The organism is Streptomyces coeruleoprunus (assembly GCF_039542925.1).
Lineage (GTDB): Bacteria > Actinomycetota > Actinomycetes > Streptomycetales > Streptomycetaceae > Streptomyces > Streptomyces coeruleoprunus.
The window spans coordinates 284,197-302,501 of the sequence record NZ_BAABIT010000001.1; the positions used below are offsets into that span (position 1 = coordinate 284,197).

Annotated in this window: 14 protein-coding genes; 9 read left to right on the top strand and 5 right to left on the bottom strand. The window is 75.2% G+C overall.

Annotation, left to right across the window (positions count from 1 at the left end; genetic code table 11):
* Positions 1-15 precede the first annotated feature (15 nt).
* The 3 genes from ABEB09_RS01405 (at position 16) to ABEB09_RS01415 (ending at position 5,045) form a co-directional block, all read left to right on the top strand.
* Positions 16-927 (top strand): alpha/beta fold hydrolase, encoded by a 912-nt coding sequence (locus ABEB09_RS01405; RefSeq protein WP_345686231.1) that lies wholly within the window; start codon positions 16-18, stop codon positions 925-927.
* A gap of 489 nt (positions 928-1,416) precedes the next feature.
* Positions 1,417-3,441, top strand: coding sequence for a flavin monoamine oxidase family protein (locus tag ABEB09_RS01410; RefSeq protein WP_345686233.1), 2,025 nt, complete (start codon positions 1,417-1,419; stop codon positions 3,439-3,441).
* Positions 3,442-3,662: 221 nt separating this feature from the next.
* Positions 3,663-5,045 (top strand): hypothetical protein, encoded by a 1,383-nt coding sequence (locus ABEB09_RS01415; RefSeq protein WP_345686235.1) that lies wholly within the window; start codon positions 3,663-3,665, stop codon positions 5,043-5,045.
* 125 nt (positions 5,046-5,170) lie between these two features.
* On the opposite strand, the gene ABEB09_RS01420 is transcribed toward ABEB09_RS01415, so the two are convergent.
* Positions 5,171-6,130 (bottom strand): hypothetical protein, encoded by a 960-nt coding sequence (locus tag ABEB09_RS01420; RefSeq protein ID WP_345686237.1) that lies wholly within the window; start codon positions 6,128-6,130, stop codon positions 5,171-5,173.
* A 65-nt stretch (positions 6,131-6,195) separates the two neighbouring features.
* Complete coding sequence (locus tag ABEB09_RS01425) at positions 6,196-6,615, bottom strand: hypothetical protein (RefSeq protein ID WP_345686239.1); 420 nt, start codon at positions 6,613-6,615, stop codon at positions 6,196-6,198.
* 283 nt (positions 6,616-6,898) lie between these two features.
* Here ABEB09_RS01425 and ABEB09_RS01430 point away from each other — a divergent pair, with 283 nt between their 5' ends.
* From ABEB09_RS01430 to ABEB09_RS01450, 5 genes are all read left to right on the top strand, one after another.
* On the top strand, positions 6,899-8,533 hold the full coding sequence (locus ABEB09_RS01430) for an FAD-binding oxidoreductase (RefSeq protein ID WP_345686241.1): 1,635 nt from the start codon (positions 6,899-6,901) through the stop codon (positions 8,531-8,533).
* 146 nt (positions 8,534-8,679) lie between these two features.
* A complete protein-coding gene (locus ABEB09_RS01435) occupies positions 8,680-9,474 on the top strand; it encodes a VOC family protein (protein WP_345686243.1) in 795 nt (264 codons plus the stop codon).
* A 60-nt stretch (positions 9,475-9,534) separates the two neighbouring features.
* The gene (locus tag ABEB09_RS01440) at positions 9,535-12,072 is read left to right on the top strand and encodes a SpoIIE family protein phosphatase (protein ID WP_345686245.1); all 2,538 of its coding nucleotides are present in this window, start codon (positions 9,535-9,537) and stop codon (positions 12,070-12,072) included.
* 99 nt (positions 12,073-12,171) lie between these two features.
* Positions 12,172-12,948 carry a MerR family transcriptional regulator gene (locus ABEB09_RS01445; RefSeq protein WP_345686247.1) on the top strand — a complete coding sequence of 259 codons (777 nt, stop codon included), beginning with the start codon at positions 12,172-12,174 and terminating at the stop codon, positions 12,946-12,948.
* Positions 12,945-14,195, top strand: coding sequence for a glycosyltransferase (locus ABEB09_RS01450; protein ID WP_345686249.1), 1,251 nt, complete (start codon positions 12,945-12,947; stop codon positions 14,193-14,195). Before ABEB09_RS01445 ends, ABEB09_RS01450 begins: the two co-directional genes overlap by 4 nt.
* Before the next feature lie 60 nt (positions 14,196-14,255).
* On the opposite strand, the gene map is transcribed toward ABEB09_RS01450, so the two are convergent.
* Complete coding sequence (gene map, locus ABEB09_RS01455; protein WP_345686251.1) at positions 14,256-15,023, bottom strand: type I methionyl aminopeptidase; 768 nt, start codon at positions 15,021-15,023, stop codon at positions 14,256-14,258.
* Positions 15,024-15,092: 69 nt separating this feature from the next.
* Here map and ABEB09_RS01460 point away from each other — a divergent pair, with 69 nt between their 5' ends.
* Positions 15,093-15,368, top strand: a complete 276-nt coding sequence (locus ABEB09_RS01460) for a helix-turn-helix domain-containing protein (RefSeq protein ID WP_345686253.1) — start codon at positions 15,093-15,095, stop codon at positions 15,366-15,368.
* A 59-nt stretch (positions 15,369-15,427) separates the two neighbouring features.
* Here the strand turns inward: ABEB09_RS01460 and ABEB09_RS01465 are convergent, their stop codons facing one another.
* Positions 15,428-16,747 carry a phytase gene (locus tag ABEB09_RS01465; protein ID WP_345686255.1) on the bottom strand — a complete coding sequence of 440 codons (1,320 nt, stop codon included), beginning with the start codon at positions 16,745-16,747 and terminating at the stop codon, positions 15,428-15,430.
* A gap of 170 nt (positions 16,748-16,917) precedes the next feature.
* On the bottom strand, positions 16,918-18,189 hold the full coding sequence (locus ABEB09_RS01470; protein WP_345686256.1) for a hypothetical protein: 1,272 nt from the start codon (positions 18,187-18,189) through the stop codon (positions 16,918-16,920).
* Positions 18,190-18,305: the final 116 nt, after the last annotated feature.

Consider the following 18,305-nt stretch of genomic DNA (forward strand, 5'->3'; position numbering starts at 1 on the left):
GCCCCGGAGGTGGACGTGCCGAAGACCGCTGCCCGCACCCAGCCCGATGTCGGCCGCTATGTGACCGACGCCTGGCGCGACCGCTACTTCACGGCGTGCGACGCCGTCTACGCGCTGGGCGCCCGCGCCGTCGCGGAAGAGGACGTGGAGACCTCCTTCGGCACCACGCACGTCTACCGCTACGAGCCCGCCGACCCGGCCGCCCGGGCCCGCACCCCCGTCGTCCTGGTGCACGGGGCCGGGTCCTGCTCCGCCATGTGGTACCCGAACACGCCCGCGCTCAGCGCCGAACGCCCCGTCTACGCGATCGACACGCCCGGTGATCCGGGCCGGAGCGTCCAGCGCGCGCCCATCCACCGGCCCGACCGCGCCGCGCAGTGGCTGGACGAGACGCTCGCCGGACTGGGGCTCGACCGCGTGCACCTCGTCGGCGCCTCGTACGGCGGCTGGCTGACCCTCAATCAGGCGCACCGCAGGCCGGGTCGCCTGGCCTCGGCGACCCTGCTCGACCCCGGGGGCCTGGAGAAGGTCGGGCTGCGGTTCTTCGCCTGGATCTTCGCCAGCCTCCTCGCGACGTTCGCGCCCAAGGCGCTGCGCCCACGCCTCGCGGCCTGGCTGGAGCAGCCGGTCCTCATCGTGCCGGAGCTGCGCACGATGATCAGGCTCGGCGTCCGCGCGTACCGCGTCCGGCGCCCGGCGCCGCTCCCCCTGTCCGACGACGAACTGGCCGGCATCCGGACCCCGCTCTACCTGGTGCTCGGCAAGCGCAGCCTCCTGGTGCACCCGCAGCGGCAGGCGGAACGCGTGCCGCGCCTGATAGCGGGTGCGCGGGCGGAGATCGTCACGGGCACCGGTCACGGCCCGCAGATCGACCACGCGGAGGAGGTCAACCGCCGGATGCTCGCCTTCATGTCGTCCGTCGACTGACGGCCGCCGAGGACTGCCGGGCCGCCCGCGGTTGGCGGCGGCCCGCGGGGTGGCCCTGGACGGCGGTCCGGCACTTCGTGCTGTACGGCGGCAACCTCATTGGCTGCGCCAGTCGCGGATCTCGCTGCGCGTGGCCGCGGACGTGCTGCCCCTGCTGGTCATCGCCTGCTCGGCGGTCTGCCGCGGCGCGCTGCCGCCCGGCGTGGCGGACCACATCCCCACGGCTCATGGGGGTGGTCCCGTCGACCAGCCGCTCGCGGGCCGGCGTCGACCGAGGAGCAAAGGAGGTCACCGGATTCGCTCCGGGACCGCGTTAAGGGCAGGACGTCCGTTCATCCTTTCGGGTGGGGCCGAGCCCATTGCGCGGGGGCCGGAGATCGCCTGGGGCGGGGAAAAGCACAGGCCAAAGGGTCGCGCGGGGGCACGCACGGTAGAAGTGCGGGATGACGGGTGGCGTGGGGCCCGTGGCCCAGGCGCTATGCAGGCGCCATGAACCAAGATCGCTCGACTGCTGTCGACAGCGCCACGAAATCCTCCTCCCCGTCCTCCCTCTCCCGGCGGCGGTTCGCCACCGGTACGGCGGTGGTCGCCGCCGCCGGGCTGGGGGCCGGCCTCACCGCCGCGAGCACCTCAGGAGCCGTGCCAACGGCCAGGGCGTCGTCCAGAAGCACCGCCGACTGGGAGACCTGCCTGGGCGTCGCCCGTGCGCTTCTCGTCCTGGACGGCGACAGCCAGCCTCTGGTGCCGCGTTACGCGGAGATCCTGCACCGGTCCGGGCTGCCGCGCGCCCGGGCCACGGCCCGTAAGAAGGTCCTCGTGATCGGGGCCGGCCCGGCCGGGCTCGTGGCCGCGGGGCTGCTGCGGGACGCCGGGCACGAGGTGACCGTCCTGGAGGCCAACGGCAATCGGGCCGGGGGCCGTATCAAGACGTTCCGCACCGGCGGCCACGAGAAGGCGGCCCAGCCCTTCGCCGATCCGCGCCAGTACGCGGAGGCCGGGGCGATGCGCATCCCCGCCAGCCACCCGCTGGTCATGGGCCTCATCGACAAACTCGGCCTGGAGCGGCGCCGTTTCCACTACGTCGACGTGGACGCCGACGGCAGGGCGGCCCTGCGGACCTGGATCAACGTCAACGGCGTCCGCATGCGCCGGGCCGACTACCTGGCCGCGCCGCGCAAGGTGAACCGGACCTTCGGCGTGCCCGCCGCGTACCTCGACAAGCCGGCGGGGACGATCCTGCGCGAGGCCCTCGCCCCCGTGCGGGCCGAGTTCGCGGTGCGCCGCCCGGACGGGACGTGGGAGGAGAAGCCGCTCCCGCAGCGTGTCGAGGGCTGGGCGCGGGTCGTGCAGCGGTTCGGGGACTGGTCGATGTACCGGTTCCTGACCGAGTACGCGAAGCTGGACGAGCGCACAGTCGATCTGATCGGCACGCTGGAGAACCTCACGTCGCGGCTGCCGCTGGCCTTCCTCCACAGCTTCATCACCACCTCGCTGATCAGCCCCGACACGGCCTTCTGGGAGCTGGAGGGCGGGACGGCCGTCCTGCCGGACGCGCTGCTGCGGCCGCTGCGGGACCGGGTCCGGTTCGACCGGCGGGTGACCCGGATCGAGTTCTGGGACCCGTCGGGCGCGGCCGGGACCCGGCACGTGCGGCCGGACGGCCCGCGGGTGTGGGTCGACACCGTGTCGGAGGGCCGCGGCGGGAAGGTGGTGCGCGAGCAGTTCACCGCCGACCGGGCGGTCGTCACCGTGCCGTTCTCCGGCCTCCGGCACGTGCAGGTCGCGCCCCTGATGTCGTACGGGAAACGCCGGGCCGTCACCGAGCTGCACTACGACAGCGCGACCAAGGTGCTGCTCGAGTTCAGCCGGCGGTGGTGGGAGTTCGGCGAGGACGACTGGAAGCGGGAGCTGGAGGCCGTACGGCCCGGCCTGTACGACGCGTACCGCACGGGCCGGCCCGCCGACGACGGCAGTCTGCTGGGCGCCCACCCGTCCGTGCCGCGCGGCCACATCTCGGAGGCGCAGCGCGTCCACTACGCCGCCGCGCGCTGGGCGTCCCGGGACCAGCCGGAGGCGGTGGAGGTCATCGGCGGCGGGTCGGTCAGCGACAACCCCAACCGCTTCATGTTCCACCCCTCCCACCCGGTGCCCGGGAGTGCGGGCGGTGTCGTGCTGGCCTCGTACAGCTGGGCCGACGACGCGCTGCGCTGGGACTCGCTCGACGACGACGCCCGCTACCCGTACGCGTTGGGCGGCATGCAGCAGGTGTACGGGCAGCGGATCGAGGTGTTCTACACCGGGGCGGGCCGTACGCAGAGCTGGCTGCGCGACCCGTACGCGTACGGCGAGGCGTCGGTGCTGCTGCCGGGTCAGCACACCGAGCTGCTGCGGTGGACGGGCACCCCGGAGGGGCCGCTGCACTTCGCGGGTGACCACACGTCGGTGAAGCCGGCGTGGATCGAGGGCGCGCTGGAGTCGGCCGTACGGGCCGCGCTGGAGGTGCACCTGGCCTGAGGGGCCCGGAGCGCGGCCCGGCGTATACGGGCGTCCGGCGGCGGGTCGGCCGGCGGCGGGTCCCGCGAAGGGGCCGGCCGGAGGCCCGCCGCGCGGTGGGGCCGCGCGGACGAGGGCCGCCTCACCGGAGAGGGCGGCACCCCCGGTGCCTATGCTGTGCGCGGCGTGGCGGAGCCCGAGGTCCGGGGCGGTGGACGCCGGAGGCCTAGGGGGAGGGTCCTTTGACGGGGCATCATGCGGTGAGCGGGCTGGTGGGGAATCCGGCGGCGCCCGCCGGGGTACTGCTGCGGCTGCTCGCGCTGGGCGATCACTGGATCGTGCGCGCGCTCTCGTGGCGCAGGACGCTGCCGGACGAGGTCGCCGAGGTCATGCTCACGCACCCGGACCGCCGGGTGCGCACGGCGCTCGCCGAGAGCTGGACCGCCGACCCCGAGCTGCGGGCGCGCCTGCTCGACGGTCCCCCGTCGGACGCCATCGCGGTGGCCTGCGGTCCGCTGCCGTACCGGACGGAGGTGCCGCCGCTGCCCGACTGGGCGTACGAACGGCTGCTGCACCACGAGCGGGGCCTGGTCCGGCACGAGACGGTCGAGTCGCCCACCGTGCCGGTGCACGTGCTGGTGCCGCTCGCCGGGCACGAGGACCCGCTGTTCCGCCTGGCGGCGTGCCGGCGCGTCTGGGACCTCCTCGCCGACGACGTGCGCGCCGCGCTCCTCGACGACGCGGACGCGGCTGTGCGCACGGCCGCGTCGATGCAGGTCGTGCACGAGGACGAGGAGCGCACCGCCGAACTCGTCGAGACGGTCACGGACGGCTGGCGGCTGGGCGAGGTGGTGGAGCGCGGCCGGCTCGGCCGCGCCCTCGCCGAGCGTCTGCTCGCCGAGGGGAAGTGGCTCCTCCGGCTCGTACGGAATCCGTCCTTCCCGGCGGATCTCGCGGCGCGGCTGGCCAGGCACGAGGATCCGGCCGTGCGGCTCGCCGTCTCCGCCCGCCCCGGACTGTCGGAGGCGGAGCGGGCCGCGATCGACTGGAAGGTGGAGCCGGAGGACCGGCTGGACACGTTGCGCTGGGTGTGGGACGCACGGGACGACGCGGAAGTGCTGCGGGCGTGCGCGAGGTCCGCGCACCCCTGGCTTCGGCGCAGCGCCGCGGTGTGCCGGGGGCTGCCCGACGACTGCGTCGCCCTGCTGGCGGACGACGAGGACTTCGCCGTACGGCTGCTGCTCGCCGAACACCACCCGTCGGCGCCGGCGGAGCTGCTGCTGGATCTGTATCTGCACGGTACGCACCGGGCCGTCGCCATGCTGGTCACGAAGCCGCAGTTCCCGGCGGCCGGGCTCGCGGCGCGCTTCGCCGGCGCCGCGGATCCGCGGGCGCGTGCCCTGGCTGTACGCGACCCGGCGGCGACGGCCGGACTCGTCGAGCGGCTGAGCCGGGACCCGGACGCGGAGGTGCGGCGGGCGGCCGCCCGCGACCCGCGCCTGCCGGTTCCCCGGCTGGTGGAACTGCTGGAGGACCCCGACGCGGGCGCGGCGGCCGCCGCCAATCCCCTGCTGCCGGTGGCGGAGATGGAGGCGCTGCTGGAACGGGCGGGCGTTCCGCGTTGAGGGCCGGCACGGCGAGGGCGCGTGGAGCGGCGGCTCGCACAGCCCTCCTGACCGCACACCACTTCCCGGCGGCAGAGCCGACGAGGCCCTGAGATCGACGCCCGGCCGCTCCGACAACGGCGCCTTCACCCGCCGCCGCGCCTCCGCCCCGGGGCCTTCTCACCGGTTTCCTCACCGGCTTCTTCGCTGCCCGACAGGCGGCGAAGCCCGGCGGCGGCGGTGTCGGCCGCCTTGCGGGCCTGTCGTGCCGCGCGGTCGGCCTCGCGCACCGTGGTGGTGTCCTTGTCGGCCTGTGCCTGGGCCTCCCGCTGTGCCGTGCGGGCTTCGTGCAGGCGGGTCTCCAGGTCCTTCACGTGTGCCGTCGCCTCGGCGGCCCGGGCGGTCGACGCCTGCCGTGCCTGCTCGGCCCGGTCGAGTTCCCGCTGCCGCCGGTCGGCCTCGGCCTCCGCCTCCTCGGCCGCCGAGCGGGCGCGATCCACCGTGCGCTTCCGTTCCCGGGCGCGTTCCCGGTCACGGGCGCGTTCGCGGCTCGGCGTGCCGCCCTCCCGGGCCGGCGGAGCCGCGGGCGCTCCGCGGCGGGTGGCCGGCGCGGCCGCCGACTCCGGTGTCATCCCGGCGAAGCCCACGGGAGCCTCCAGGGTCTTCACCAGCCTGCCGCGTGCCCACTCCTCCGCCGCGTCCGGGTCGGCGAGCACCGCGTGGAGCGTCCGCTCGACCTCGTGCAGGACCGTCTCGCTCACCGGCTGCCCGGCCTCCGCCGCGAGCTCGCCGGCCCGCCTGGACAGCGCGGCGACCACGCGGTGCTGCTGATGGCTCAGCTCCCGGAACTGCTCCGGGTCCAGCGTGCGGTGCGCCTCGCGCAGTGCCTGCCCCAGTTCCGGCAGCTTGGCGGCCTCCGTGCGGGCCCCGCGGACGAGGAGGTTCGACGCCCAGGCGGCGAGGCTCGGCCTGCGCAGCCGCGCGATCCGGGCGGCCGCGTCGGCGTCCTCGGCCCGTCTCGCCTCGGCGACACGCGCGTCACGGGCCGCGATGAACTCGCTGGGCGGCAGTGCGTACAGCTCGTCGGCAACGTCGTCGGCATCCACGCTCCCACCTTCGGTCACGTGGACGCCCGGCGCGCGCGGGCGGGGCCGCGCGCGCCGGGCGGACCTCAGCCGCACTGGCGGATGTGCTGCTTCCAGACCTCGGGGCTGCCCGTGTTGAGGTACCAGTCGTTGACGTAGCCCCAGTTGCTGTTGCCGACATCCACGGCCATCCAGTAGCGGTAGTTCGGGTTGTCGTAGGCTCCGTCGCCGGTCCTCCAGCAGGTGAGGCCGACCTCGTCCCCGTTGTAGAGCCTGCTGTACGCCAGGTTGATCGGGCCGTATCCGTAGCCCGGGCCCGTGCGCACCTGGAGCCAGGAGCCGGGGTCGATGCCCGTGACGGTGGTGCAGTTCGTCCAGTCACCGGAGATGGTGCACCGGTGGATGGCGGCGTTCGCCGGTGCCGCGGTCGCCATCAGGGCGGCGACCGCGGTCACCGCCGTGGCGGCGGCGGCCAGCGCCTTGCGGGCTCTGCTGCTGATGCTCATGACGGGTGGGTCCTTTCCCCCGGGGACGGCCCGTCGGCCGGCCCTTGACCGGTTGTGTCGGCTTGGGACGCGGGCGGAGCGGCCCCCGTGCGTCCACGACGACAGTAGGGGCGGTCGGAAGGTCGTCCACCCTGACACCCGTCAGGACCGAAGCCCCGGGCCCGGCCGGTCCGGGCCTCGCGTGGGCGTCATGACGAATCCGTGACACGACACGGGCAACCCGGAACGGGATCCTCCCCTCCTCCCCTCTGCGAGACGTCAACAGAGCAGTGGGGAACGGGCGATGGAGCCGATGCGGGGGTTCGGGACGGAAGCCGGCGCGAAGGGGCGCGGGACGAGTCGGCGGCGGTTGCTGGGCGCCGGGGTCGCCGCAGTGTCGGGGGCCGTCCTGACCGGCGCGGCCGCGGTGTCGTCGGCGTCCTCCGCGACCGGAGCGCCGGGGGCGGCCGGTGCGGGCAGGAGTGCGGGCAAGGCCGCGCCCGGTGCGCCCCGCGCCGCCGACTGGGCGGCCCTGGCCCGTGGGCTCGACGGGTCGCTGGTGCGGCCCGGTGACCGTGACTACGACGCGGCGCGGACGCTGTTCAACCCCCGGTTCGACGGCGTGCGCCCGGCCGGTGTCGCCTACTGCGCCGGGCCGCAGGACGTACGGGAGTGCCTGGAGTTCGCCCGTCGGCACAAGGTGCCGGTCGCGGTGCGCAGCGGTGGGCACTCCTACACGGGCTGGTCGTCCGGGCCGGGCCTGGTCGTCGACGTGCAGCGGATGGCGTCGGTGGCGCTGAGCGGCGGCACCGCCACGATCGGGGCGGGTGCCAAACTGATCGACGTCTACGACCGGTTGACGACCAAGGGCCGGACCGTGCCGGCCGGGTCCTGCCCGACCGTGGGCGTCGCGGGGCTGGCGCTCGGCGGCGGCATCGGCGTGGTGAGCCGGGCGTACGGGCTGACCAGCGACAGTCTGATCGGCGCGCGGATCGTCACGGCCGACGGCCGGGCCCGGGATGTGGACGCCCGGCGCGACCCCGACCTGTTCTGGGCGCTGCGCGGCGGCGGCAACGCCCAGTTCGGCGTGGTCACCGAGCTGCGGATGCGGACCCATGCGGCGCCCGAGTGCACCACGTTCTTCCTCAGCTGGCCGTGGGCGCGGGCGGCGGCGGTCGTACGCGAGTGGCAGCGGTGGGCGCCCACCGCGCCGGACGCGATCTGGGCGAACCTGCACCTGGCGGCCCCGGTGGGCGGCCGGCCCGGTTCCGTACGGGTCGGCGGGCTGGCCCTGACCAGCCGTACGGACCTGGAGAACCGGATCGACCGGCTCGCCGACGCCGTCGGCGCCGCGCCCCGGTCGGCGTCGGTGCGCACCCGGCCGTTCATGGACGCGATGAAGGTGATGGGCGGCGTGTCGGGCTTCACCATCGCGCAGGCCCACCAGAAGGGCACCCTTCCGGGCCGCACCCCGCAGGGCCGGGTCGCCCGCGAGTCGTACACGGCCCGCTCGGACTTCTACACGCGCCCCATCCCGGCCGACGGGATCAAGGCGCTGATATCCCGGGTCGAGCAGCTGGCCCGGCTCGGCGGTGGCGGCGCGGGCAGTATCGCGCTGGACGCCATGGGGGGTGCGGTGAACCGGGTCCGGCCGGGCGACACGGCGTTCGTCCACCGCGATGCCCTGTTCCTGGCGCAGTACATCATCTCGTGGCCGGACCAGGCCGCCGCCTCGACGGTGGCCCGGCACCGGGCGTGGCTCGACGGGACGTACGACGTGATGCGGCCCTGGGCGAGCGGTCAGGCGTACCAGAACTACACCGACCCGGCGCTGCGGGACTGGCGCAAGGCCTACTACGGGGCGAACATCGGGCGGCTGGCCGAGGTGAAGAAGGCGTACGACCCCGGGCGGCTCTTCCGCCACCCGCACTCCTTCTGACCGTCACCGGTTCGTCCGTCACGGGGCGCGGGAGGCGGGGAGGGGTGTCACGCTGGTGCGGACGCCCCTCTCCACGACTCCGCGTGGCTCCTCGACTCCGTGACTTCGTGACTTCGTGGCTTCGTGACAGGACAGAAGGAATCGCCGTGATCACCACTGACTTCGCCCCCGGCTCCCCGTGCTGGCTCGACCTCGGCGCGCCCGATGTCGCGGCGGCCGCCGAGTTCTACACCTCCGTCTTCGACTGGGAGTTCCGGTCCATGGGGCCCGAGGCCGAGAACTTCGGGTTCTTCCGGCAGAACGGCAGGAACGTCGCCGGGCTCGGGCCGCTCACCGAGGAGGGCGCCCGTTCCGCCTGGATGATCTACTTCTGCACGCGGGACGCCGACGCCACGACGAACGCCGTCCGGCAGGCGGGCGGGACGGTGCGGGTCGCCCCGATGGACGCGGACGGCGAGGGCCGGATGGGTCAGTACACCGACCCCCAGGGCGGGCAGTTCGCCGTGTGGGAGCCGGGCCGGATGAAGGGTCTGGAGGCGGTGGACGGGCCGGGAACGCTGACGTGGGTCGAGCTGATGACGACGGACGCGGCCGCCGCGAAGAAGTTCTACGGCAATCTGTTCGACTGGCAGTACCAGGACATGGAACTGCCGGGCGGAGGCGGAACGTACTGGATGCTCACCCCGGCCGGCCTGCCGGAGGAGCGCATGCACGGCGGGCTCATGGAGCTGCCCGCCGACCAGCTCTCCCTGTCCGGCGGCAGGCCCTACTGGCACCCGGTCTTCGGCTCCGCGGACTGTGACGCCACGGTCGCCCGCGTCACCTCGAACGGCGGCACCCTGCGGATGGGCCCCGAGGACGCGGAGGGCGTCGGGCGGCTGGCCGTGTGCGCCGACCGGGCCGGGGCGGAGTTCGTGGTGCTCCAGCCGGTTCAGGGCTGAGCCCGGGCCGGCGGCCCGCACCGCTTGCCGGGGTGCTCCAGTCGTACGAGGGTGAGGGCGATGGACACGCCGCTGAGGACGTTCAGTGAGAGCCCGGAAGATCCCTTCGCGCTGCACCGGGCCGCGACGGCTGTCCTCGACCAGCGGGGCACGGTCGTGGGCTGGAGCGCGCTGGCCGAGGACCTGCTCGGCTACCGGCCCAGGGACGTCATCGGCCGTGCGGCGCTGGACGTACTGATCGACGCGGCGGACCGGCCCGCCGCGCGGGCGGCGGTGGCCGCGTGCGAGCGGGACCGCGGCTGGTTCGGGGTGCTGCCGGTGCGCCGGAAGGGCGGGCGGCGCGTGCGGATGGGGTTCCGGGCGCGGCTCGTCCTGCGGTCGGGCGACGGCGTGGAGTGGTTCCTGGTCGGGTCGCCGGCGGACGACGTGATCCAGTGGGAGATCGACCGTTCCCTGCTGGAGGGGCTGTTCAGCCGCTGCCCCATCGGGGTGTCCGTGTACGGCCCGGACCTGGACATCCTGCGGGTGAACCGGGCGATCGCCGGCTTCGGCGGTGCGCCGGCGGAGGCGATCCGCGGGCTGCGCATGAGCGACTTCCTGATCGCGCCCGACGCGCGGACCGCCGAACGGGGCCTGCGGTCGGTGCTGGAGACCGGCCGGCCGCTCATCTTCACCGAGCAGCCGTGCCGCCTGTTGACCGATCCGCCGGGACGTGAACGGATCGTGGCGGTGTCGGCGTTCCGGATGGAGGATCCGGCCGGGGAGGTCCTGGGGGTCACCCAGCTGGTGGAGGACGTGACCGACCGGGAGCGGGCCCAGCGGCGGCTCGCGCTGCTGAACGACGCCAGTGCCCGGATCGGCACCGGCCTGGACGTGACGCGTACCGCCGAGGAGCTGGCGCTGGTGGCGGTGCCCGGCCTCGCGGACTGTGTGGCGGTGGATCTGCTGGAGCCGGTGGTACGGGGCGAGGAACCGGCACGGAACGCGTCGGGGGCGCTGTACCGGGCGGCCCTGCGCTGCGTGGTGCCGCAGGCGCCTCGCGACGCGCTGCCGGCGCACGACGCGGTGGTGTTCGCCCCCGGTACGCCGCAGGCGCGCTGCCTGAGCGAGCGGCGGCCCGTACTGGAGGCGCGGGCCGGGGGGCCTGCCGAGGGAGCCGGAGAGCCCGCCGGCGGAGCCGGAAGGGTTGCGGTGGCCGGGGCAGCAGGTGACCTGCCCGTCGAGGGCCCGCCCGTCGGGGAGGTCATGGGTGCCGGGCGGCCGGAGGAGGGCGGCGACGCGCACTCGTTGATGGCGGTGCCGCTGACCGCGCGCGGGGTCACGCTGGGCGTCGTGAGCCTGTGGCGGACGCACCGGCCGGAGCCCTTCGAGGAGGACGACCTGACGCTGGCGGCGGAGTTCGCCGCCAGGGCGGCGGTCTGCATCGACAACGCCCGCCGCTACACGCAGCAGCGGGAGGCGGCCCTGTCGCTGCAGCGGAGCCTGCTACCGGCGGACGTACCGGATCATCCGGCGGTCGAGGTGGCCCACCGCTATCTGCCCGCCGGTGGTGCCACGGAGGTGGGCGGCGACTGGTTCGACGTGATCCCGCTGTCGGGTGCGCGCGTCGCCCTCGTCGTGGGGGACGTGGTGGGGCACGGTGTGCCGGCCGCGGCGACGATGGGCCGGCTGCGCACGGCGGTGCACACGCTGGCGTGTCTCGACCTGGAGCCCGACGAGGTGCTGTCGCAGCTCGACGACCTCGTCGGCCGGATCGCGGTCGAGCAGGAGGCGACGGAACGGGGCGCCGGCGCACCCATCATGGGCGCCACCTGTCTGTACGCGGTGTACGACCCGATCTCGCGCCGCTGCGCCCTGGCGCGGGCCGGTCATCCGCCACCGGCGGTGGTCACGCCGGAGGGGGAGGTGTCCCTGGCGGACGTGCCCGCGGGTCCGCCGCTCGGCCTGGGCGGCCTGCCCTTCGAGACGACCGAGCTGGAGCTCGCGGAGGGCAGTCTGCTCGCCCTCTACACCGACGGCCTGCTCGAATCGGGCCGTCAGGACGTGGACGAGAGGCTGCGGTTGCTGTACGCGGCGCTGCGCCGGCCGGAGCGGGACCTGGACGAGATCTGCGCGACGGTGACGCGGACGGTCCTGCCGGACCGCCCGACCGACGACGTGGCGGTGCTCCTGGCCCGTACGCGTGTCCTGGCGCGGGACAACGTGGCCACGTGGCTGCTGCCCAAGGAGGCGACGGCGGCCCAGCGGGCGCGGCGGCTGACGACGTCGCAGCTGACCGCGTGGGGGCTGGAGGAGCTGGCCTTCACGACGGAGCTGGTGGTCAGCGAACTCGTCACGAACGCCTACCGTTACGCGGCGGGGCCCGTGCAGCTGCGGCTCATCCGGGACACCGCGCTCATCTGCGAGGTGTCCGACGCCAGTACGACCGCCCCGCATCTGCGGCGGGCCCGCAGCACCGACGAGGGCGGGCGCGGCCTGTTCCTCGTGGCGCAGATGACGGACCGGTGGGGCGCCCGGTACACGCGTGAGGGCAAGACGGTGTGGACGGAGCAATCGCTGAACGGGAGCGCGCACGTCATGGGGCGGCTGCCGCAGTGACGCTCCGGTCGGGGCGCGCGCTCCCGGCCCCGTGTCCCGGGGTCGCTTGACCCTCCCCCTGCGTCAGGCCGCAGCCTGGTCGCGGACGAAAGGGGTCGGGTGAGTTACTCGGTTGGACAGGTGGCCGGCTTCGCCGGGGTGACGGTGCGGACGCTGCACCACTACGACAGGGCGGGGCTGCTGTCGCCCGGTGAGCGCAGCCCCGCGGGCTACCGGCTCTACAGCGACGCGGATCTGGCGCGGCTTCAGCAGATCCTCTTCTACCGGGAGCTGGGCTTCTCCCTCGACGAGATCGCCGCGATCATGGCCGATCCGGCGGCGAACGCCCTGGACCACCTGCGGGAGCGGCACCGGCAGCTGAACGAGCAGATCATGAAGCTGCACCGGCTGGTGGAGGTCGCGGAACGGGCCATGGAGGTGCGGCGGACGGGCGTGGAGCTGTCGCCGCAGGAGCGGTTCGAGGTGTTCGGGGAGATCGCCTTCGACCTCAGCTACGCGACGGACGCCCACCTCAAGTGGGGTGACAGCGAGGGGCACCGGCAGGCCATGGCGCGGGCCGCCGCGCATACGAAGGAGGACTGGCGCAGGCTCATGGCGGAGGCGGCGGCCTGGCGGGAGCGGCTGCTCGCCGCGTTCGACGCGGGCGCGGTCCCGGAGGGCGTCGAGGCGATGGATCTGGCCGAGGAGCACCGGGAGCACATCGCGCGCTGGTTCACGCCGTGTCCGCCCGAGACGCACTGCCGTATCGCCGACGACTACGTCGAGGACGCGCGTGCCTTCGCGCTGGTCGTGCCGTCGTCGCAGCAGCGCCCCGGTCTGGCCCGGTTCCTGCGGGCGGCCGTTCACACCAATGCCGGGAGGGGGAGCGTCCGATGAGGATCCTGGTGACGGCCGCGGGGTCGCGTGGCGATGTCGCCCCGTACACGGGGGTCGCCGCCGGTCTGCGGGAGGCCGGGCACGAGGTGGTCCTGGCCGCGCCGGAGACGTTCGCGGGGCTGGTGGCCGGGAGCGGGGCGGTCTTCCACGGGCTGCCCGCCGACCCGCGCGCCCCGGTCACGGACCGCCCGGCGGCCGGCGGCGAGGGCACGGCCGCGCTCATGCGCAGGGCCCGCGCGTTCCTGGGCGATCTGGGCGGGGGGCTCGCGGACGCGGCCGCGCTCCACCGCCCGGATCTGATGGTGCTGTCGACGACGACGGCGCCGCTGGGCTGGCACGTCGCGGAGGCGCTGGGCACGCCGACTCTGGGCGCGTACCTCCAGCCGGTGGCGCCGACGCGGGACTTCCCGCCGGTGGTGGGCGGTGGCCGCGCGCTGGGCGGGTGGGGCAACCGTGCGGCGGGGCGGTTGGCGTTGCGTGTCGTGGACCGGATCCACGCCGACGCCGTGGAGGGGCTGCGGCGACGGCTGGATCTGCCGGCCGCGGCCGCCGGTGCGGTACGCCGGCGGGTGGAGGGTTCCGGCTGGCCGGTCCTGCACGGGTTCAGCCCGACGATGGTGCCCCGGCCGGGCGACTGGCGGGACGGTCTGGAGGTCGTCGGGGCGTGGTGGCCGCACGTGCCGGAGTCGTACCGGCTGCCGGACGCGGTCGAGGACTTCCTGCGGGCGGGTCCCCCGCCGGTGTTCGTCGGCTTCGGCAGCATGGGCGGCGGGCAGGGCGAACGGCTGGGCGAGCTGGTCGTGCGGGCGCTGCGGCAGGCCGGTGTGCGGGGTGTCGTACAGGCGGGCTGGGCGGGTCTCGGCGCGGGCGACGGGGGCCGGGACGACGTGCTCGCTGTCGGGGACGTCCCGCACGCGGTGCTGTTCCCGCGGACGGCCGCCGTGGTCCATCACGCCGGAGCGGGCACGGCGGCAGCCGCTGTGCGGGCCGGTGTGCCGTCCGTGCCGGTGCCGTTCACCGCCGACCAGCCGTTCTGGGCCCGGCGCCTGGCCGCGCTGGGTGCGGGTACGGAGCCCGTCCCCGTCACGTCGCTGACGGCCGAGGGCCTGGCGGAGGCGATACGCCGGGCCGTCACCGAGCCGTCGTACCGCGAGCGGGCGGCCCTCGCCGCGGCGCGGATGCGGCGGGAGGACGGCGTGGGGGCGGTGGTGGCGAAGGTCTCGCGGGTCGCGTCGGTGCGCGGCTGAGGGGCGGGTCTCGGCACGGCGCGGCCGAGGGGCGGTCGTGCCTTCGGGGTGCCGCGGCGGTCAGGGCAGCGTGAGGATGCGCGGGCCGTCCTCGGTGACGGCCACGGTGTGTTCGATGTGGGCGGCCCTGCTGCCGTCGGTGGTCAGCAGGGTCCAGCCGTCGTCGCCGGTGCGGTAGTCGTCGCTGCCGCCGGCCATGAGCATCGGTTCGATGGCGAGGGTCAGGCCGGGGCGGAGGGGGAAGCCCCGTCCGGGCCGCCCGCGGTTGGGGACGTGCGGGTCCTCGTGCATACGGCGGCCGATGCCGTGGCCGCCGAAGTCGGCGGGCATACCGCAGCGGGCCCCGCGGGCGACGGTGCCGATGGCGTGCGAGATGTCGCCGATCCGGTTGCCGGCGACGGCGGCGGCGATGCCGGCGTCGAGCGCCCGCCGCGTGGCGTCGATCAGTCTCAGGTCCGCCGGGCGGGCCGTACCGACGGTGAAGGTGATGGCGGCATCGCCGGTCCAGCCGTCGAGTTGCGCGCCGCAGTCGACGCTGACGAGGTCGCCGTCGCGCAGCCGGTAGGCGGTGGGGATGCCGTGCACCACGGCGTCGTTGACGGAGGTGCAGATCACCGCGGGGAACGGGGTCGGGGCGAAGGAGGGCCGGTAGCCCAGGAACGGGGAGCGGGCACCGGCCGCGGTCAGCACGGCGCGGGCGGCCTCGTCGAGTTCCCGCAGGGAGACGCCGACGGCCGCCGCCTCCCTGGCCGCGGCCAGTGCCCGGGCCACGACCCGTCCGGCCTCGCGCATGGCGTCCAGCGCCGCGTCGGTCTTGATCTCCACCATGGTCGCCACTCCCCTGTTCCGGCGCGCCCCTGCGCACCCAATTCTTATACCGGTATTAGTATCACGGTCATGGTGAGGACTCCTTTGACCCCGTGGGAACGCGCACGCGGTGAGCGGTTCGGCGCGCTGCTGCGTGAGGCACGCGGCGGGCGCAGCATGGTGGAGGTCGCGGCGGCCGCCGGTGTGTCCGCGGAGACGCTGCGCAAGATCGAGACCGGTCGGGCACCGACGCCGGCGTTCTTCACCGTCGTGGCTCTGGCCTCGGCCCTGGGGATGTCGCTGGACGCCCTGGCCGAGGCCTGCGCCGCCGAGGGGACGGACGAGGACCGGGCGCTCTCGGCGTGAGCCGGGGTCGCCCGCGGCGGGAGCGCGCCGGTCCGGCGGACGTCGGTCCCCCCCGGACGTCAGTCGTCGAGGGCGTCCAGGACGTCGGTGAGGGCGACGAACTTGAAGCCGGTCGCCTCGCGGTCGCCCTCGACCGGTGTCTCGCGGCCGTCCTGGACGACGAGCAGCCCGCCGGGGTACTGGGCGCCCAGCGGCGCGTTCAGGACGGCGGCGCCGTCGCACTCCTCGGACCCGTCGAGCGTCGGCGAGGCGGCGGTGACGCGGAACCCGCCCTCGTACTCGTTGGCGTCGCCGACCTCGCGGTCGTACGCCGCGAAGGAGTTGTCGCCCTGGCTGGAGGCCAGGACGTAACCGTCGCCGTCGGGCTCGGTGAGCAGGGTCAGGCCCTCGACGTCGGCGGCCAGGCGGTCGCCGCCGAAGCCGGGGTCGGCGCCGGTGGGCAGGCACGCGTCGCTCGCCTCGTCGTACGCGGCGGGGACGCCGTACTCGCGGACGCGGTCGATCAGCGTGGGCGCGCCCGTCAGGTCGGCACGCATGCGCCATACGCCGACGTCCTCCTGCCCCGCGTACAGCATGCCGTTGGCGGGGTCGACCACCATGCCCTCGACCTGCGGCAGTTCGCCGGGCTCGCCGCACGGGGCCCAGGTGGCGCCGTTCGGCAGGCGGAAGGACGCGGGGAGGTCCAGCGTGCGGACCCTGCGGTAGCCGACCGTGCCGTCGGGGCGGGGCGTGAGTTCCAGGAGGGCGACGGTGGTGCGGTTGTTGCGGCTGGCCAGGGCGTAGGAGCGGCCGGTGGCGGCGTCCTTCCACGTGGCGAGGCCGTAGGCGGTGTCCTGCTCGTTGATCTCCTCCTGGCCGGCCGAGAAGATCGCGGGGGCCGCCGGGTCGGTGACGTCGGTGAGCGGGCCGCCGGGGCGGTCGCGGTCGATGCGGTAGACGCGCAGCCGGTCGTGGCCGCGGTCGCTGACGACGGCCAGGTCCGTACGGCCCGTGGCGAGCCGGACCCCGTGGAGCAGGTCGACGTTGTTGAAGCGCCCGGGGGCGTCGTCGGGGCGGGCGGGCGGCGGCGCCGGGACGGACTGGACCTGGCGCGCGTCCAGGTCGTAGACGCGCAGGCCGCCCTCCTTGGCGGTGGCGATGACGAGGCTGCGCCCGGGGGCGTCGGCGTTGCGCCAGATCGCGGGGTCGTCGGCGTCGGCGTTGCCGCCCTGCTCGTCGTCGTGGAGCGCGGCCGTCTCGGCCCGGGGCGTGACGGTGGGCAGCGACGACGCGGCGGTGTCCTGGGGTGCGGCGGCCGCGTGTGCGGGGAAGGCCGGGGCCGCGAGGGCGGCGGCGCACAGCAACAGGGCGGCCGGCAGGCCGGTTCGACGGATGGTCACGTACGTCTCCTCGTGTCGGGGCGCGTGATCTCCGGAGAGCGTCGAACGGCACAGCGACCGGACGGTTGCGTTCCACCGAACCGAGCGGGTACGCCCCATGACGTCGTGAGAGAGCGCTCCCACGCGGGTCCTCGGGACGCTGCCCTACGCGCCGGCCCGCCGTAGGAGGCTCAGGCGCCGGACGTCGCGTGCCAGCGTTCCAGCCGCCGCTGCACGGCCTGGAGGGCTCCGCGCTGGCGGCCGGGGACGCGGCGCCGCAGGGCGACGAGGGCCGGGGCGAAGGCGCGGGCGGCCTCCGGGTCCGTGATGTGCTCCCACTGGTGGTGCGCCCGGTCGACGGCGCCCTCCACGTCCGGGTGGTCCGGCGCCTGCCGGCGCTGGAGGCGGGCATGGGCGGCGGTCATCCACAAGTGGCAGCTGGTGACGGGGTCACGCGCGAGACGCGCCAGGTCGGCGCGGACCTCCAGCCAGTGGATGGCCTGCGGCGAGTCGGCGCCGTGGGTGCGCCGCGCGTTCTCCTCCCACGCGGCCGCCGCGGCGGCGGCCTCCTCGTGGCGGCCGGCCTGGGCGGCGGCGAGGATCGCGGGGTGCGGGTCGGCCGGCGGGGCGGCGGACGAGGTGCCGGAGACGCCGAATGCGGGCGAGGTGCCGGAGGCGGGCGAGGTGGCGTAGGGCGCCGACGCGGCGTCAGGCGTGGTGACCGCGGGCGCCGTCATGGCGCCGGCCACCCCGGGGACCGGTGTCGCCTGCCGCGGCACCTGTCCGTGCGGCGGAACGGTGAAGTGGTCCCCCGCCAGGAGCAGGTCGCCGCTCGTGCCGGTCTGCGCCGCCGCCTGGGCCGCTGCCTGCTCGTGCAGGGTCTCGATCGCGGGCCGGGCGCCACTGCGCCAGATCGCCGTGCAGGCCTTCAGGTACTCGGGCGCGGCGACCCTGCGGCGGGGCGGGGGCGGGGCGATACGCCCGTAGAGGCGTATGCCGGGCCCGAGGGTGAGCGACGACGGGTCGGTGCCGACCCGCGCCCAGGTCGCGGCGTCCGCGACGAGGTCGACCACGACGGTGGTCGTGTGGGGCCGGCGCACCTTCAGCTCGCCGGCCAGCCAGTGCCACGGGACGGCCGTGTAGCGGAGGGTGGCCGGTGTCGAGCGGGCCAGCGCGAGGTGCGGGAGGTGCTGCTTGTGGTCGAGGTGGAGCTGCCCGGTGATGTAGAGGGACAGCGGCCCCGGGGACGCCACGGCGGCCCGGAGCCGGGTCAGCACGGCCTGCGGCTCCAGGGGGTCGGCGAGTTCCACCAGGTGCGCGGCCGCGGTGCCCGTGAGGGCCCCGGGCGGTACGGCTCCGAGTGCGGGCAGTACGGACGCGGCGTCGATGAGCCGCCCCTTGCCGACGGGGGCGGCCGCCAGCACCAGGGCCGTACCGGTTGTGTTCTGCTCGCTGATCACCACGACAGCACCGTATCCGCGTCGGCGGCCGCGGGCGGACCCAGGAGGGGAGACGAGAGGGGTTCGTCCCGGAAGGTCCCTCGCGTCCGGTATCTGTTCCGCCGTCAAGAGGCGGCCGG